The organism is Mycobacterium yunnanensis (assembly GCF_025823185.1).
Taxonomy (GTDB): Bacteria; Actinomycetota; Actinomycetes; order Mycobacteriales; family Mycobacteriaceae; genus Mycobacterium; species Mycobacterium yunnanensis.
Genome location: NZ_JACKVK010000009.1, coordinates 461,469 through 477,592 on the forward strand (window position 1 = coordinate 461,469; position 16,124 = coordinate 477,592).

Annotated in this window: 17 protein-coding genes; 10 read left to right on the top strand and 7 right to left on the bottom strand. The window is 68.7% G+C overall.

All coding sequences use genetic code 11. The annotated features are described in order from the left end of the window. Genes H7K45_RS19215 through H7K45_RS19225 form a run of 3 tightly spaced genes read right to left on the bottom strand, consistent with a single transcriptional unit; the run spans position 1 to position 1,291 of the window. On the bottom strand, positions 1–456 hold the full coding sequence (locus H7K45_RS19215) for a PPOX class F420-dependent oxidoreductase (protein WP_263997489.1): 456 nt from the start codon (positions 454–456) through the stop codon (positions 1–3). 9 nt (positions 457–465) lie between these two features. Further along, entirely contained in the window at positions 466–783 is a 318-nt protein-coding gene (locus H7K45_RS19220) for a hypothetical protein (protein WP_263997490.1), read from the bottom strand. 7 nt (positions 784–790) lie between these two features. After that, positions 791–1,291, bottom strand: a complete 501-nt coding sequence (locus tag H7K45_RS19225) for a hypothetical protein (RefSeq protein WP_372512581.1) — start codon at positions 1,289–1,291, stop codon at positions 791–793. 114 nt (positions 1,292–1,405) lie between these two features. Between H7K45_RS19225 and H7K45_RS19230 the strand changes: the two genes are divergently transcribed. From H7K45_RS19230 to H7K45_RS19255, 6 genes are all read left to right on the top strand, one after another. Next, positions 1,406–2,791: an acyl-CoA dehydrogenase family protein gene (locus tag H7K45_RS19230; protein ID WP_263997492.1), complete on the top strand. Its 1,386-nt coding sequence runs from the start codon at positions 1,406–1,408 to the stop codon at positions 2,789–2,791. A 97-nt stretch (positions 2,792–2,888) separates the two neighbouring features. Then, entirely contained in the window at positions 2,889–4,733 is a 1,845-nt protein-coding gene (locus H7K45_RS19235) for a hypothetical protein (RefSeq protein WP_263997493.1), read from the top strand. After that, positions 4,730–4,933: a hypothetical protein gene (locus H7K45_RS19240; RefSeq protein ID WP_263997495.1), complete on the top strand. Its 204-nt coding sequence runs from the start codon at positions 4,730–4,732 to the stop codon at positions 4,931–4,933. Before H7K45_RS19235 ends, H7K45_RS19240 begins: the two co-directional genes overlap by 4 nt. After that, on the top strand, positions 4,930–5,361 hold the full coding sequence (locus H7K45_RS19245; RefSeq protein WP_263997496.1) for a hypothetical protein: 432 nt from the start codon (positions 4,930–4,932) through the stop codon (positions 5,359–5,361). Before H7K45_RS19240 ends, H7K45_RS19245 begins: the two co-directional genes overlap by 4 nt. Continuing rightward, positions 5,358–6,662 (top strand): hypothetical protein, encoded by a 1,305-nt coding sequence (locus H7K45_RS19250; protein WP_263997497.1) that lies wholly within the window; start codon positions 5,358–5,360, stop codon positions 6,660–6,662. The genes H7K45_RS19245 and H7K45_RS19250 overlap by 4 nt, the downstream gene beginning before the upstream one ends. A 9-nt stretch (positions 6,663–6,671) precedes the next feature. Next, the gene (locus H7K45_RS19255) at positions 6,672–7,235 is read left to right on the top strand and encodes an isochorismatase family protein (RefSeq protein WP_263997498.1); all 564 of its coding nucleotides are present in this window, start codon (positions 6,672–6,674) and stop codon (positions 7,233–7,235) included. An 11-nt stretch (positions 7,236–7,246) separates the two neighbouring features. On the opposite strand, the gene H7K45_RS19260 is transcribed toward H7K45_RS19255, so the two are convergent. After that, the gene (locus tag H7K45_RS19260) at positions 7,247–7,687 is read right to left on the bottom strand and encodes an Asp23/Gls24 family envelope stress response protein (protein ID WP_263997499.1); all 441 of its coding nucleotides are present in this window, start codon (positions 7,685–7,687) and stop codon (positions 7,247–7,249) included. A gap of 455 nt (positions 7,688–8,142) precedes the next feature. On the opposite strand from H7K45_RS19260, the gene glgX reads away from it, so the two are divergent. Continuing rightward, a complete protein-coding gene (glgX, locus tag H7K45_RS19265; RefSeq protein WP_263997571.1) occupies positions 8,143–10,263 on the top strand; it encodes a glycogen debranching protein GlgX in 2,121 nt (706 codons plus the stop codon). A 48-nt stretch (positions 10,264–10,311) separates the two neighbouring features. Here glgX and H7K45_RS19270 read toward each other — a convergent pair whose 3' ends face one another. Then, positions 10,312–10,671 (bottom strand): hypothetical protein, encoded by a 360-nt coding sequence (locus H7K45_RS19270; protein ID WP_263997500.1) that lies wholly within the window; start codon positions 10,669–10,671, stop codon positions 10,312–10,314. 81 nt (positions 10,672–10,752) lie between these two features. Between H7K45_RS19270 and H7K45_RS19275 the strand changes: the two genes are divergently transcribed. From H7K45_RS19275 to H7K45_RS19285, 3 genes are read left to right on the top strand one after another with little or no spacing between them, the layout of a single operon-like run. Then, positions 10,753–11,205: a MarR family winged helix-turn-helix transcriptional regulator gene (locus H7K45_RS19275; protein ID WP_263997501.1), complete on the top strand. Its 453-nt coding sequence runs from the start codon at positions 10,753–10,755 to the stop codon at positions 11,203–11,205. Further along, complete coding sequence (locus H7K45_RS19280) at positions 11,202–12,026, top strand: ATP-binding cassette domain-containing protein (RefSeq protein ID WP_263997502.1); 825 nt, start codon at positions 11,202–11,204, stop codon at positions 12,024–12,026. The genes H7K45_RS19275 and H7K45_RS19280 overlap by 4 nt, the downstream gene beginning before the upstream one ends. A 52-nt stretch (positions 12,027–12,078) precedes the next feature. Further along, positions 12,079–12,819 carry an ABC transporter permease gene (locus H7K45_RS19285; RefSeq protein WP_263997574.1) on the top strand — a complete coding sequence of 247 codons (741 nt, stop codon included), beginning with the start codon at positions 12,079–12,081 and terminating at the stop codon, positions 12,817–12,819. On the opposite strand, the gene H7K45_RS19290 is transcribed toward H7K45_RS19285, so the two are convergent. Continuing rightward, the gene (locus tag H7K45_RS19290) at positions 12,812–14,731 is read right to left on the bottom strand and encodes an ArnT family glycosyltransferase (RefSeq protein ID WP_263997503.1); all 1,920 of its coding nucleotides are present in this window, start codon (positions 14,729–14,731) and stop codon (positions 12,812–12,814) included. The two genes, H7K45_RS19285 and H7K45_RS19290, sit on opposite strands and share 8 nt — an antisense overlap. Positions 14,732–14,826: 95 nt before the next feature. Further along, complete coding sequence (locus tag H7K45_RS19295) at positions 14,827–16,104, bottom strand: maltokinase N-terminal cap-like domain-containing protein (RefSeq protein ID WP_263997575.1); 1,278 nt, start codon at positions 16,102–16,104, stop codon at positions 14,827–14,829. Positions 16,105–16,124: the final 20 nt, after the last annotated feature.

A 16,124-nucleotide genomic window follows, 5' to 3' on the forward strand; every position in this document is an offset into this window, starting at 1 on the left:
TCACGCCGGCGGAAATCCGCCGGTGGCCACCGGGCCCCACCGCACCGGGGTGACCCTGATCAGGCACTTCCCCTGGTCGACCATCGCCTGCCGGTACTCGTCCCAGTCCGAGTGCTCACCGGCAATCGCTCGGAAGTACTCGACGAGGGGCTCGACCGCGTCGGGCAGGTCCAGGACTTCTGCGTCCCCGTCAACCTGGACGTACGGACCGTTGAACTCCTCCGAAAGCACCGTCACGCTGGCCCGCGGATCGCGGCGCACGTTGACCGACTTGGCCCGCTGCGGATAGCTCGCGATCACGATGCGGCCCGCCTCGTCGACGCCGCCCGTCACCGGCGAGCTCTGCAACGAGCCGTCCGAGCGAAACGTGGTGAGCACCATGTGGTGCCTGGGCCGGACGAAGTCGAGCAGTGCGGGGCGGTCCACCCGATCAGCGGTAGCGAACTTGCGAGCCATACCTGCACCCTACGGACGCCGTTCGCTCTGGCGCCGCAGCGTCCACGACGGAATCCAGTGGGTCACGGACTTGCGACTCGGCCCGTAGGCGATGTCGTAGGTCACCAGACCCCACCAGAAACCCTGCTCGCACAGACCCCAGCAGCTGAGCCGACCCTCGACGACGGCGTGCATCTGCAGACCGGCCGGGTTGTACCCGCCTGCGCGGTGCGGCTCACGCGGGAACACGGCAGCCAGGTCGACCAGTACGGGGATGGGCGGGTCGACGCGGCGAAACGCCTGGGCCACCGGCTGACCGTGATAGCCGATCGACTGGAACTCGCCCATGCTTCGATCATATGTTCGAATGCGGGAGGACGAACGCGAACGCCCTCGGGAACCCGAGGCCGTGGAGACGCCCGCCGCGAACCGCCGCCGGTGACACCCGCCTGACCTGCCCGGAGGACGGCTCGTAGCACTCCCAGACGTCACCGTCGCAGCCGATGACGAGCACCCAGTGCCGCGGCACCACGTTGCCGATCAGCATCGCCACCGGCCGGTGCGCACGGACCGCGCGTTCCACGTCGGCGAACCCGTCACCACGCCGCATCCGTCGCCAGCCGTACCGCACGCCGTGCGCACCGATGGCGCGCGCCACGCCTCGGGGGGTGGTGCCCAGGGCCCGCGGCCAGACCCGGTTCACGGCGGCGTGCACGCGGACCTGCTCGGCGGCGAACCAGGCCGGGTCCGGGGGTGCGTCCGACGTGGCGTCGAGCAGGGCACCCGCCATCACGGCGACGGCGGGTCCACACGTCACGCCGTCACGCTGCCGAAGCCCCTGGGCTGGAAGCCGCACCACTCGAGGCTAGGCCGACCACGATTCCTTTGAGCCGTCGATGGGTATCAGTGAACACATGTGTACTGAAAGCCGCCGCGCCGGCGTCGGCACCGAGGAAGCAGGTGACCTCCGATGAGCTTCGACCTCACCCCCACGATCGCCCAACACGACCTTGCGCGTCGCGCACACGTGTTCGCCGAAGAGGTCGTCCGGCCGGTGGCCGCCGACTACGACGCCCGCCAGGAGTTCCCGTGGCCCGTGCTCGAGGAGGCTGCGCGGGAGGGCTTCTACAGCCCGCTGTTCTACCGCGACCTGATCGGCGACCCCACCGGATTGTCTCTGCCGATGTTCATGGAGGAGCTCTTCTGGGGCTGCGCGGGCATCGGGCTCGCCGTCGTCATGCCAGCCCTGGCCCTCTCGGCCATCGGGCAGGCCGCCTCCCCGGAGCAGATGTTGGAATGGGCGCCGCAGTGCTTCGGCACCCCGGGCGACCTCAAGCTCGCTGCGCTCGCGATCTCCGAACCCGAGGGCGGCAGCGACGTGCGCAACCTGCGCACCACGGCCCGCCGTGACGGGGACGACTGGATCATCGACGGTCACAAGATGTGGATCGGCAACGGCGGCATCGCCGACGTGCACGTCGTCAACGCCAACGTCGACCCGGAGCTCGGCCACAAGGGCCAGGCCCTGTTCATCGTGCCCGGCGGCACACCGGGGCTGGAGATGGTGCGCAAACTCGACAAGCTGGGCTGCCGCGCCTCCCACACTGCGGAGCTTCGGTTCGACTCGGTGCGCGTGCCCGGCGCCAACCTGCTCGGCGGCCACGAGAAACTCGAACACAAGCTGGCCAAGGCCCGCGAGGCGGTGGAGGGCGGCAAGCACTCCGGATCGGCGACACTCGGCGCGCTCGAGCAGACCCGCCCGATGGTGGCCGCTCAGGCGCTGGGGATCACCCGCGCGGCCCTCGAGTACGCAACCACCTACGCCAACGATCGCGAGGCGTTCGGCGCCCCCATCATCGACAACCAGGGCATCGCGTTTCCGCTCGCCGACCTGGCCACCCAGTTGGACGCGGCGCGGTTGCTGACGTGGCGCGCGTCCTGGATGGCGGCCACCGGCGTCCCGTTCGAACGCGGCGAGGGGTCGATGGCCAAGCTCGCCGCCACCGAGCTCGCGGTCAAGACCACCGAGCGCGCGATTCAGACGATGGGTGGCTACGGCTACATCAAGGACCATCCCGTGGAGAAGTGGTACCGCGACGCAAAGCTGTACACGATCTTCGAGGGCACCAGCGAGATCCAGCGGATGGTCATCTCCAACGCGCTGGGCGCGGCAGACGGCCGCCCACCGATGCACGTCCAGCTCGAGCCGACGGGCGGACCGCTGAACGCCTGGTTCGGCCGCGGCACCCCGGCGCGGACCCGGGTGGCGAACAGGGCGATGGAGGCGCGCGACCGCGTGCCGGAGCCGGTGATGAATCTCGCGATGAAGGCGCTCAAGCCCCCGAGGAAGAAGTGACGACCAAACTGTGCGGTACCCCTGGTATCGCTTGGACGTCTCTGGCAACATTACCGGCCGGTAGGGTTCACCCGCCCGCACTACTCGACAGGTGGAGATGACAGTGCAGTCGTTGCAACCAAACGTCACGTTGCTCGCGCAGGGAACCGAGGGTGGCGGCGCCGCCCTCAACGAGGTGATCGGCCTGTCCGTGGCCAGTGTGGTCGTTGGGGCCGCGCTGCTGTGGATCGGCTACCAGCACCGGATGCGCAAGATCACCTGGCTGAACGATCTCGGTGAGTGGGCTGGGCGAAAGTTCAACCGGCCCGCCTGGGTGGCGCTGCCGATCGCGCTCTTCATCACGACCATCATCACCGCACTGTTCGGCTTCATCTGGGACGTCAGCCTGCACATCGGCAAGGGGCGCGACCCCGGCCCGCTGGCGAACCCCGCGCACTACTTCATCCTGTTCGGGTTGTTCATTCTCTTCGTCGCCGGTTGCGTGGCGTGCGTACTGCCGTATGACAAGCCGGGGCCATCCGCGGTGCGCATCACGCGGCACTGGTACGCCCCGGTCGGCGGCATCCTGATGGCGGGCTGCGGCCTCTACGCGTTGATCGGCTTCCCGCTCGACGACGTCTGGCATCGCATCTTCGGTCAGGACGTCACCCTGTGGGGGCCCACCCACCTCATGCTGATCGGCGGAGCAGGTTTCTCCACGCTGACTGCGCTGTTCCTCGAACACGAGGGCCGCCGAGCCGTCGGCGAGGAGAAGCCGAAGGACGGCCCCGGCATCAAGTTCATCCAGTACCTGGCCTTCGGCGGCATCGTCATCGGCCTGTCGGTGTACCAGATCGAGTTCGACTTCGGCGTGATGCAGTTCCGCCAGGTGTTCGAACCGATGCTGATCGCCGCCGCCGGCGCGTTCGCACTCGTCGCCGCGAGGATGATGCTGGGCCGCGGTGCGGCAATCATCGCGGCCATCCTGGCGCTCGCGCTTCGCGGCGTGATCGCGTTCATCGTCGGCCCCGTGCTCGGCGCGCCAATCAATTGGTTCGCGCTGTACCTGGGTGCCGCCGTGGTCGTCGAGCTGATCGGTCTCACGCCGCTCGTCAAGAAACCCCTCCTGTTCGGTCTCGTCGGCGGCATCGGCGTCGCGACCATCGGGCTGTGGCTGGAGTCCTTCTGGATCGACGCCGTGTATCGGTACCCCTGGCCCACCAGCATCTGGCCCGAGGCACTCGCCATGGCGGTGCCGGTCGCGGCGCTGGTCGGTGTCTGCGGCGCCATGGCCGGCATGGTGCTGACCAACCAGAAGTTGCCGAGTCGCGCCATCGGCATCGGCATCGTGACGCTGACCGTCCTCGCCATCGGCGGTGCGACCGCCAACGGTCTGCGCTACGACGTCCCGCAGAACGCCACCGCCTCGTTCACCCTGACCCCGGCGCCGAGCATCGGTGACCAGAAGATGGTCACCGCCGACATCCGGATCAATCCGCCCGACCTCATCAGCGCGGACCCCAACTGGGTGTCGGTGCTGGGCTGGCAGGGCGGTCTGGCGAACCAACGCGGCGTCTTCGTCGACCACCTCGAGAAGGTGGGCCCCGGCCACTACCGCTCCACCGCGCCGATGCCCGTGTCGGGACAGTGGAAGACGCTGCTGCGCGTGCACGACGGCCGGATGCTGACCGCGGTGCCCATCTACCTGCACGGCGATCCTGGCATCGGTGCGCCGGAAGTGCCTGCCGAGGCGCAGATGACCCGACCGTTCGTCTCGGAGATCACCATCCTGCAGCGCGAGCGCAACCCCGACACCCCTCAGGTGCTGTGGCTGATCGGCTGCTTGACCGTCCTCGCCAGCACGTTGATCATGATCGCTGGACTCACCTGGGGCGCGGGCCGGCTCAACAAGAACGAGCCGACGACGACCAAGCCCGAGTTCGAGCCGTCCGGGCAGGCATGACGCAGTCGACCCAGGTGGTGATCCTCGCGGATCACTCGGCGCTGCTGGCGATCCCGGCCTTCGCGCCGGCCATCGTGGTGGTGGCGGTCGTCGTCTGGGTGGCGCGACGCGATCGCCGGCTGGCCGCCGAAGAGGACGCCGAGGACGACCGGACCCACAGTGGGAGCACAGGATTCACCGACGAAGATGGACCGTCATGATCACCAAGACGACACCCACGACCCTCGTTGCCGTCACCGCCGTCGCCCTTCTGCTGGCGGGCTGCGGTGGATCCAACGGCTCCGGTGACGCCACCAGCAGTGCGCCCGGTACCGCCAATTCCTCTGCTGCACCGCAGATGTCGGATCAGCAGGCACCGCCGGAACAACTGGTCGTCGACGTGAACATCAAGGACGGCAAGGTCACGCCCACCAACGAGCAGTTGCAGGCCAAGGTGGGCGAGGCGATCGTCATACGGGTCGACAGCGACGCCGCGGACAAGCTGCACGTTCACTCCAACCCGGAGCACACCTTCGACGTCGAGCCCAAGGCCGGTCAGTCGTTTCAGTTCACCGTCGCCGTGCCGGGCAAGGTCGACGTCGAACTGCACGAACTGAACCGCACGATCGCCTCCATCGCCGTGCAGTGATCCTTGCGCATGGCCTAGGCGGTTCCAACGATCTGCCGATCCCCTACACCTACGCGCTGATCGGTGCGGCATGGGCACTGACGTTCACCTTCGCGGTGGTCGTATTGGCGTGGAAGAAGCCACGATTCGACCCGGCCAAACCGGGTCGCCCACTGCCGCAATCGATCACCGCGGCCGTCGACGCGCCCGCGACGCGCCGGATCGTGGCCGGCGCGGGACTGCTGCTGGCAGGCTGGGTGACGGCCGCCGCGGTACTCGGCCCGCAGGACGGCGACAACGCGCTACCCGGCACCTTCTACGTGCTGCTGTGGGTCGGCCTGGTGGCACTGTCGCTCGCCGTCGGTCCCGTGTGGCGGGTGCTCTCGCCGGTACGGACCGTCTACCGCCTGCTGGCGCCCTCCCGTAGGCCACCTCCCCTGACCTATCCGGACGCACTCGGTTACTGGCCGGCCGCGGCCGGACTGTTCGCATTCGTGTGGCTCGAGCTGGCCAGCCCCGATCCGGGTTCGTTGACGGCGGTGAAGATCTGGCTGTCGGCGTACCTGGTGGTGACCTTCGTCGGTGCGCTGTGCTTCGGGACGCGGTGGACCGCCCGCGCCGATCCGTTCGAGGTGTACGGCCTGGTGGCCTCACGTCTGTCACCGATGCGGCGCAACGACGACGGGCGCATCGCGATCGGCAACCCCTTCGACCATCTGCCGTCGATGCCGGTACGGCCGGGCACCCTCGGCGTGCTCGCCATCCTGTTGGGATCCACGGCATTCGACAGCTTCTCGGCGCTGCCGCTGTGGCGGAACTTCGTCGACGACGTGTCGGGGGACGCGACGACGGTCGCGGTGCTGATGCGCACCGCCGGGCTCGCGTTCTTCGCCGCCGTGGTGGCGACGACGTTCTGGCTGGCCGCCCGCGCGACCGGCGGCGTGGACCCCGCACAGCGCCGCCGACTGCCAGGATTGATGGCGCATTCGTTGATTCCCATCGTCATCGGATACGTCTTCGCGCACTACCTGACCTACTTGGTGGAACGGGGCCAGCAGACGCTGCTGCGCCTGGCCGACCCCCTCGGATCGGGCTGGCTCGGCGACGTGCAGCCGGTCTACGTGCTGTCGTCGCACCCGTCGGTGCTCGCGACGCTGAAGGTGGCGTTCGTGGTGGGTGGCCACGTCGCAGGCGTGATCGCGGCCCACGACCGCTCGCTGCACCTGCTCCCCAAGGGACACCAGGTGACCGGGCAACTCGCGATGATGCTGGTCATGGTCGGCTACACCTTCACCGGGCTCTATCTGCTCTTCGGCGGATAACCTGAGGGCATGCGCGCGCTGATCGTCGTCGACGTACAGAAGGACTTCTGCGAGGGCGGCTCACTGGCCGTCGAGGGTGGTGCCGCGGTGGCCCAGGCCGTCACCGACCTGCTCACCGACCCCGTCCGCCGCGCCGAATACGACCACGTCGTCGCCACCATGGACTATCACGTCGACCCCGGTGAGCACTTCTCGGACGAGCCGGACTTTCAGGAGACGTGGCCGCAGCACTGCGTCGTCGGCACCGACGGCGCGGAGTTCCACCCAGCCTTCGACGCGTCGTCGGTAGAGGACGTCTTTCACAAGGGCCACTACTCCGCGGCCTACAGCGGGTTCGAGGGGTTTCACTGCGACCACGGCACCACGCTCGGAGACTGGCTGCGCAACCACGACGTCGACGCCGTGGACGTGGTCGGCATCGCCACCGACTACTGCGTGAAGGCCACCGCGGCGGACGCGGCGGCCGAGGGCTTCACCACCCGAGTCCTGACGGATCTGACTGCGGGCGTGTCGCCGCCGACGACGACCGAGGCCCTCGAATCACTTCGAGCCTCGGGCGTCGCCGTCGTCTGATCAGCCAGGTTCTACTGAACCCGCGCGACGTCCTTCTCGTCGTCGTCGCCGTCGAGGTGCACGTCATGGACGGTGACGTTGACCTCGGTGACCTCGAGTCCGGTCATCCTCTCGATGGCGGTGACGACGTTGCGGCGCAGTCCGGTGGCCAGGTCGGCGATCGAGACGCCGTAGTCGGCGACGATCTCGAGGTCGACCGCGGCCTGCTTCTCGCCGACCTCGACCGAAACACCTTGCGAGAGGTCGACGTTGGCGCCGGGGATGCGTTCGCGCAGGGCACCGACGACACGGGAGGCGCTGCCCCCGAGATCGTGGACGCCGTGCACCTCGCGAGCGGCGATGCCGGCGATCTTCGTCACGACGGTGTCGGCGATCGTGGTGGTGCCCTGCGAGGTGACCAGCGCCGACGGGCCGGCGGCGGTGAGGCTGGTGCTGGGATGCGTGGTGGTCATGTGATCGTCCTCCGTGAGTAGGTGATGAGTGGGCCCCTCGGGGCGGTTCGTGACGTCATGGGTTGAGTCGGTGACCGACGGGTGACCCGAATGCCGCCACCGGGTGAGGCTCATCACACGCGTCCCGGGGCGGCGCTCGAACGCCGTGTCGTTCGGCGTCTCCGCCCAGGCCGTGAGCGCGGACACACGGAAATTGACGTCGGTTTGCAACCACCCGTAATCGGGCAGATCACACCCGGTGGCCAACCGGCATACCTGACGTTGGTGCGTTTCGCCCGCCATGCTCGTGCGGCCGTTCGCCCCGTATCGTCGCTTGTTCCATCTTCACCCGACACGGAGTGTGCACTTTGGCCTCACCCAGTTCGCCCGCCACCAGTTCCAAGGAGACCGCGACGGACCCCGTCATCCCGGAGTCCCTGCCGGGTGCGCCCGACCCGGTCCAGATTCAGTGGGAGATGTGGCCGGGAAAGGCCTATCCCCTCGGTGCCACCTACGACGGGTCTGGCAGCAACTTCGCCGTCTTCAGCGAGGCCGCCGAGTCCGTCGAGTTGTGCCTGTTCGACGCCGACGGCGTCGAGACCCGGTTGACGTTGCCCGAGGTCGACGGCTACATCTGGCACGGCTTCGTGCCTGACGTCGAACCCGGTCAGAGGTACGGCTACCGCGTGCACGGCCCCTACGACCCGGCCTCGGGGCAGCGTTGCAACCCCAACAAACTGCTGCTCGACCCGTACGCCAAGGCCATCGACGGCTTGTTCCAGTGGGACCAGTCGCTGTTCGGCTACGACTTTGGTGATCCCGACAGCCGCAACGACGACGACTCGGCGGCCAGCATGCCCAAGTCCGTGGTCATCAACCCGTTCTTCGACTGGGGCACCGACCGGCCGCCGCAGCACGAATACGCGGACTCGATCATCTACGAGGCGCACGTCAAGGGCTTGACGGAGACCCACCCCGACATTCCCGAGCGCAGCCGCGGCACCTACGCCGCGATCGCGCATCCGGCGATCATCGAGCACCTCAAGGAGTTGGGCATCACGGCGATCGAGCTGATGCCGGTGCACCACTTCGCCAACGACTCGACCCTGATCGACAAGGGCCTGTCCAACTACTGGGGTTACAACACGATCGGCTTCTTCGCGCCGGACTCCAAGTACGCCTCCAGCGTGACCCCCGGTGGCCAGGTGCAGGAGTTCAAGGCCATGGTGCGTGCGCTGCACGACGCCGACATCGAGGTGATCCTCGACGTGGTCTACAACCACACCGCCGAGGGCAACCACATGGGTCCCACGCTGTCGATGCGTGGCATCGACAACGCGGCCTACTACCGGTTGGTCGACGACGACAAGCGCTACTACATGGACTACACCGGCACGGGCAACAGCCTCAACGCCGGCAGTCCCCACGCCCTGCAACTGATCATGGACTCGCTGCGGTACTGGGTCACCGAGATGCACGTCGACGGCTTCCGGTTCGACCTCGCGTCGACCCTGGCCCGTGAGTTCTACGACGTCGACCGTCTCTCGACGTTCTTCGAACTGGTGCAGCAGGATCCGACGGTCAGCCAGGTCAAGCTCATCGCCGAGCCGTGGGACGTCGGCCCCGGCGGTTACCAGGTGGGCAACTTCCCGCCCCAGTGGACGGAGTGGAACGGCAAGTACCGTGACACCGTCCGCGATTTCTGGCGTGGCGAGGACGCCAGCCTCGGGGAGTTCGCCTCGCGGCTCACCGGGTCTGCGGACCTGTACGAGCACACCGCGCGCAGGCCGGTCGCGTCGATCAACTTCGTCACCGCGCACGACGGCTTCACGTTGCGAGACCTGGTGTCCTACAACGAGAAGCACAACGAGGCCAACGGCGAGGACAACAACGACGGCGAGAGCAACAACCAGTCGTGGAACTGCGGTGTGGAGGGTGAGACCGACGACCCGGAGATCCTGGCGTTGCGCGCCCAGCAGGTGCGCAACTTCCTCACCACCAACATCCTGTCCCAGGGTGTCCCGATGATCTGTCACGGCGACGAGTTGGGCCGCACGCAGGGCGGCAACAACAACGGCTACTGCCAGGACAACGAGATCACCTGGATCGACTGGTCCAAGGCCGACGAGTCACTGATCGCCTTCACCCAATCGGTGGCCGCGCTCCGGGCCGCGCATCCCATCTTCCGTCGGCGCAGGTTCTTCGACGGACGACCGGTTCGCGTGCGCGGTTCCGAACGCCTGCCCGACATCTCGTGGTTCCGGCCCGACGGCTCGGAGATGAACGACGAGGACTGGGATTCCGGCTTCGGCAAGTCCATCACCGTGTACCTCAACGGTCAGGGCATCCCCGACCTGGACCCCCGCGGGCAGCGCGTGACCGACGATTCGTTCGTGATGAGCTTCAACGCGCACCACGAGCCCCTCGACTTCACGCTTCCGCCCAAGGAATTCGGCTCGGCGTGGCAGCCGGTGATCTACACCGTGGAGGGTGCGGTCATGGAGGGCGCCCGCCCCGTGCCGGCCGGAAAGCCGATCACCATCGAGGCCCGCTCGGTGATGGTGCTGCAGGCCGCCCCGGAGGAATCGGAGCAGTAGCGCGTGCCGGATGGCCCGCCGTGGGTGGGCCATCCGGTACCCGCGGTCTTACTCGACGATGTCGAAGAACGAGGTGCCGTCTTCCGGCGTGCCGTCGATCTGACCCCGCTCGGTGCCGTGGCGCTCCGTGTCGAGCCGGTCGAGCTCGTCGTCGGAGACCACCTCGAGGCCGCCGCCGGCGTCGGAGTCGTGGGCGTCCGTCGCGTCGTCCTCGTCCTCGTCGTCGAGGTCGGCCGTCACGTCGGGCACCTCCTCGGACAGTCGCTCGTCGAGGGTCTCGTCGTCCTTGGCCTCGATCCAGCGCTCGGGCGGATCGGCGACCTCGTCGCCGTCGGCGTTGCGGATCTCGTCGGAGTCGAGCTCTTCGGACTGCGACAGCGGGAAGTCGTCGAAATCGGATGTGGACATGCCGCCATCTTGCCCGACGGCTCGGTCGGATAAACCCCGATGTCCGCATAATTACCTCTGCGACAGAGGTATCGTGGTCGGATGCCCATCAGCACCGACCTCGCGGCCGAACTGCTCTCCACCGCGGGTCGCTTCCGCCGACAGGTCCGCCGGTCCGGCGGCGGCCCCCGAATCGGCTCGAGCCTGCCCGAATCGCAGGCCGAACTGCTGCGACTGGTGGGCCGTCAGCCCGACATCTCGGTGCGTCACGCCGCCGCCGAGCTCGGCCTTGCCCCCAACACCGCGTCCACCCTGGTGTCGCGGCTCTGCGCCGACGGGCTCCTGGTGCGCACCGTCGACCCCGGCGACCGGCGCGTCGGTCGACTCCAGCTCACCGAGTCGGCCCAGCGGGTCGCCGACGAATCGCGGGCCGTCCGCAGGGCCGCACTGGCCGCCGTGCTGGCCCGCCTGGAACACGACCAACGTGAGCGCCTCCGCGACGGGCTGACCGTGCTGTCCGAAGTCACCCGCCTGCTGCACGAGGAGGAAGCGTGAGCCCCACCCCGGCGATCGAGTGCGTCGACCTGACGCACCGCTACGGCGAGTTCACCGCCGTCGACCACGTCACCCTCGAGGTCCAGGCCGGCGAGACGCTCGGCCTGCTCGGCCCCAACGGTGCGGGCAAGACCTCGGTGGTCAGGGTGCTCACCACACTCACGCCGGTTCAGCACGGCGAGGTACGCATCTTCGGACTCGACGCCCGACGCGACACGATGGACATCCGTCACAACCTGGGCTATGTGCCACAACAACTTTCGATCGAGTCCGCCCTGACGGGCCGGCAGAACGTCGACCTGTTCGCCCGGCTCTACGACGTTCCCCGCAAGCAGCGCAGGGCGAGGGTCGACGAGGCGCTGGCGGCGATGCAGCTCCTCGACGTCGCCGAGAACGTGGCCGGTACGTACTCCGGTGGCATGGTGCGCCGGCTGGAACTCGCCCAGGCACTCGTGAACCGGCCCTCCCTGCTGATCCTCGACGAACCGACGGTCGGCCTGGATCCCATTGCCCGCGACGGAGTCTGGTCCCAGGTGGCCGACATGCAAGCCGAGTACGGCATGACGGTGCTGTTGACGACCCACTACATGGAGGAGGCCGACGCGCTCTGCGACCGAGTCGCACTCATGCACCACGGCGTGCTGCAGGCCGTCGGCTCACCGCACGACCTGAAGTCCGAACTGCGCTCCGACACCTCCCCCGACCCGACCCTGGAAGACGTCTTCCGCCACCACGCCGGGTCCGACTTGACCGAGGATGCGGCGAAACGGGGATTGAACGAAATTCGTTCCAGCAGAAGGGCTGCGCGACGTGCCAGTTGAGCTGATCCGGGCGCCGCGTGGCATCCGGCGCGCCAGCGGGCTGCTGCGGCGCATGGGCGCATTCGCCCTCGTCGAGCTGCAAAAGCTGTCCCACGACCGCAGCGAGCTGATCACCCGCATGGTGCAACCCGCGCTGTGGCTGTTGATCTTCGGGCAGACGTTCTCACGGCTGCACGTCATCGACACCGGCGGGGTTCCGTACCTGGCGTTCCTCGCCCCCGGCATCATCGCCCAGTCGGCGCTGTTCATCTCGATCTTCTACGGCATCCAGATCGTCTGGGATCGCGACGCCGGCATCCTCGCCAAGCTCATGGTCACCCCCGCACCGGCCTCGGCACTCATCACCGGCAAGGCGTTCGCCGCCGGGGTGCGATCGGTCGCACAGGTCGTCGGCGTCATGGTGATCGCCTACCTGATGGGAATTCACCTGACGGCCAACCCCTTTCGCATCCTCGCGGCGATGGTCGTGGTGGTGCTCGGGTCGGCGTTCTTTGCGTGCCTTTCGATGACCCTGGCCGGTCTGGTGCGCAACCGGGACCGCCTGATGGGCATCGGCCAGGCCATCACGATGCCGCTGTTCTTCGCCTCCAACGCCCTCTACCCCGTCGACGTGATGCCGCCGTGGCTGCGGTGGCTGTCTGCGGTGAATCCGCTGAGCTACGAGGTCAACGCGCTGCGTGCGCTGCTCATCGACATGCCGGGCAACACCCTGACCGACGTGGGCGTGCTGCTGGTCGCCGCGGCGCTCGGAGTCTTCACCGCGTCGTCGCTGCTGCGGCGGTTGGTCAGGTAGCGCCCGCCCGGTGGGGTGCCAGCAGGTCGTAGACCGTCACACCGCCGACTGTCGTCGCGGGGAACAGACTGCGCACCCACTGCAGGATGTCGGAGTGCGCCCGCGCCACGACGTCGGAGGCCAACCGCTTGCCATTGGTCGCGGCCGACGGCACCCGACCCGATCCCCGCGGCGCCAGGTAGTACGCGACCCGGTGGTTGGCGACGTCGTCCTGGAACTGTCGAAGCGTGGGTGCGGGGTCGGCGCCGGAGAAGCCGCCGATGGCCATGACCGCCGTGCCGGTGTCCAACTCCAGACCGGCCGCCGACGTCGAACGGTCCACGGCCGCCGACCACGGCGTGTCGGTCTCCTCCAGCAGTGCGTCGAGCTGGGAATTGGCGAGCGGGCGTCCACCGCCGAAGCCGGTGCCCGAGCGGCCAACCGAGGGTGCGATGCCCTGATGCGCCGAGGCGACGGTCGCCAGCGCGTAGGCGGTGGGCCCGCCGAGCGCGGCGAGCAGCGCCACCGTCAGCAGGCCCGGCCCGACGTGGCGCCACCCGACCCGCGACGACCACGGCAACGCCACCGCCGCCAGCGTCGTGGCGCCAAGGACGCTCCACCGCAGCAGGGGCGACGACACCGCACCGGTGCCGAGCCGCCACCAGCCGTACAGCCCCGCGGTCGCCACGATGGCGACGAGCGCTGCGCGACACCAGGCGTAGCCTCGGCGCGACCAGGCCTCGGTGACGCCGATCGCGAACATCGCCGCCACGGGTGGCGCGACGGACAGGCCGTAGTACGGGTGAACGGTGCCCTGCATGAAGCTCAACACCAGACCGTCGACCAGGAACCATCCGCCGAACAGCACCGCACCGGCACGCACCGGGTCGGTGCGCGACGCCCGGCCGCGCAGCGCGACCGTCGACGCCGTCGCCACCACCGCGGCGGGAACCAGCCACCCGATCTCGAACCCGAACTCTCCGGAGAGCAACCGCCCGAGCCCCTGCGGATGGCCACCCCCACCCCCGAGCACCGCCACCCCGACGTGGCCGCCGCCGAACGAGCCTCCGCCACTACGGCCGTGGCCCATGACCCGGGCCAGCCCGTTGTACCCGAGCACCAAGTTCATGAAGTCGTTGTCGGTCGACCCGGCGATGTACGGCCGCGACGATGCCGGCCACAGCATCGTCAACACCACGAACCAGCCGGCCGAGACCACGAATGCCGCACCAGCGCCGGCCAGGTGCATCAGCCGCACTCGTAGCCGCACCGGCGCGGCGAGCAGGTAGGCCGCGGCCAACGCAGGCATGACCAGCAGGCCTTCGAGCATCTTGGCCAGGAACGCCAAGCCCAGCGCCACCCCGGCAGCAGCCAACCACCGGCCCGATCCGTGCTCCACGGCGCGGACCGTGCAGTAGGCCGCGGCCGTCATCAGCAACACCATCGCGGCATCCGGATCGTTGAAGCGGAACATCAGCACCGCCACCGGCGTCACCGCCAACGCCGCCCCGGCGAGCAGGCCCGCGCCCGGTCCGGCGATGCGACGAACCGCCCCGTAGAGCAGGGCAACCGCGCCGACGCCCATGAGTGCCTGCGGCACCAGCATGCTGGCGCTGCTGAAGCCGAACAGCTGACCCGAGAGCCCCATCACCCACTGCGACAGCGGCGGCTTGTCGACGGTGATGAAGTCGTGCGCGTCGAGCGATCCGAAGAGCAGGGCCTTCCAGTCCACCGAGCCGGCCTGCGCGGCGGCGGCGTAGTACGGGTTGGCCATGCCGTTGACGGTGACGTTCCACAGGTAGAGCACCGCGGTGGCAACCAGGAGGAGTGCCACGCGAACCCGGTCCCCGGTCCAGACCGCGGCGGGGAGCCCTTCCGACGCGGGCTGGGGGACGGCCGGCGGGTCGACCACGGTCCCGGGCGCGAACGTCACATCAGACAGTGATCCATTCCGACGTTCGGCCCGCCTGTGAATCAGCGGTGAGACTACTGGGGACGGTCGGGCTGCCCCGCCGTCGCCGCCTTGGCTTAGCCGCCCACGAGACGCGCGATCGACGCCATCGGAATGGGCAGCCAACTCGGGCGGTAGCGCGCCTCGTAGCCGGCCTCGTACACGGCCTTGTCGAGTTCGTAGGCGGCGAGCGTTCCGCCGGAATCCCGGGGGTCGGTGCCGGCCCCGGCGGCGTACCCGTCGCAGAACGACGCGCAGTTGCGGTCCACCCAGGCGGTGGCCTGCGCGGCCAACTCGTCGTCGGCCGCGGATCCGTCGACCAGACGTTGGTAAGCGGCATATTCGTAGGACCGCAGCACTCCGGCGACGTCCCGCAACGCGGAGTCGGGCCTGCGGCGCTCCTCGAGGGGTTGGCCGGGCTCGCCCTCGAAGTCGATGACCAGCCACCGCTGCGGGGTTCGCAGCACCTGCCCGAGATGCAGGTCGCCGTGAACCCGCTGCACGGTCTGGGACTGGCCGTCGAGCGCGCGGTAGCGCTGCTCGATCGCCGGTGCGTACCGCGCGACGTCGGGCACCATCGCGGCCACGGACGCGAGGCGCTCCAGCAGCGCGTCGACCGGGAACGGCCGCTCCTCGGTGCCCAAGGTGTCCGCCAGCGTCCGGTGTACCGACGCCACCGCCTCTCCAAGGTGGTAGGACTCCTCGGCGAAGTCGGCGCCCGAGGCGGCCAGGTCCCGCGTGCTCGCGGTGGCCATGTCCCACCCCTCCGAGGAATCGGCGGCGAACTCGGTGACCATGCCCAGGGAGTACGACTCGCCGTCGAAGCTCGTCTCGAACGACCCGAGCAGCCGGGCAACGTGCGGATTCCCGGCGCGGGCCAGTTCACGGTTGAGCTCGATGTCGGGGTTGACGCCGGGGGTGACGCGGCGGAACACCTTGAACATTGCGGCGTTCCCGAAGACCACGCTGGTGTTGCTCTGCTCGGCACCGATGACGCGACCGTCGAGGTGCAGCGGCAGCTCGACGTCGGGCTCCTTCAAGAATTGCAACGGGCCGACGGTGGCGGACTCGTCGACCAGCGACAGCAGGAACGTCGCCGCGGCCGGGTCGTAGAGCGCGTCGTAACCGGTGTGCACCCCCGAGGTGCCGATGGTCGCGGCGCTCGGATCGCCGTCCCACCGCACCAGCTGTTGGTAGCGGTGGGAGGTGCCGTCGGTGAACTCGACGTCGAGGAGCACCAAGTCGAGGTCGCCGCGCAGCGGCACCACCTCGCCGATCCGCACTTCGGAGAGCTCGCGACCCCGGCCCGCGTACCACCGCTGGGTCGGAAGCCATTGGTCGAACGGAAGGTTCATCGCCTCAGTCATCAGTCTTC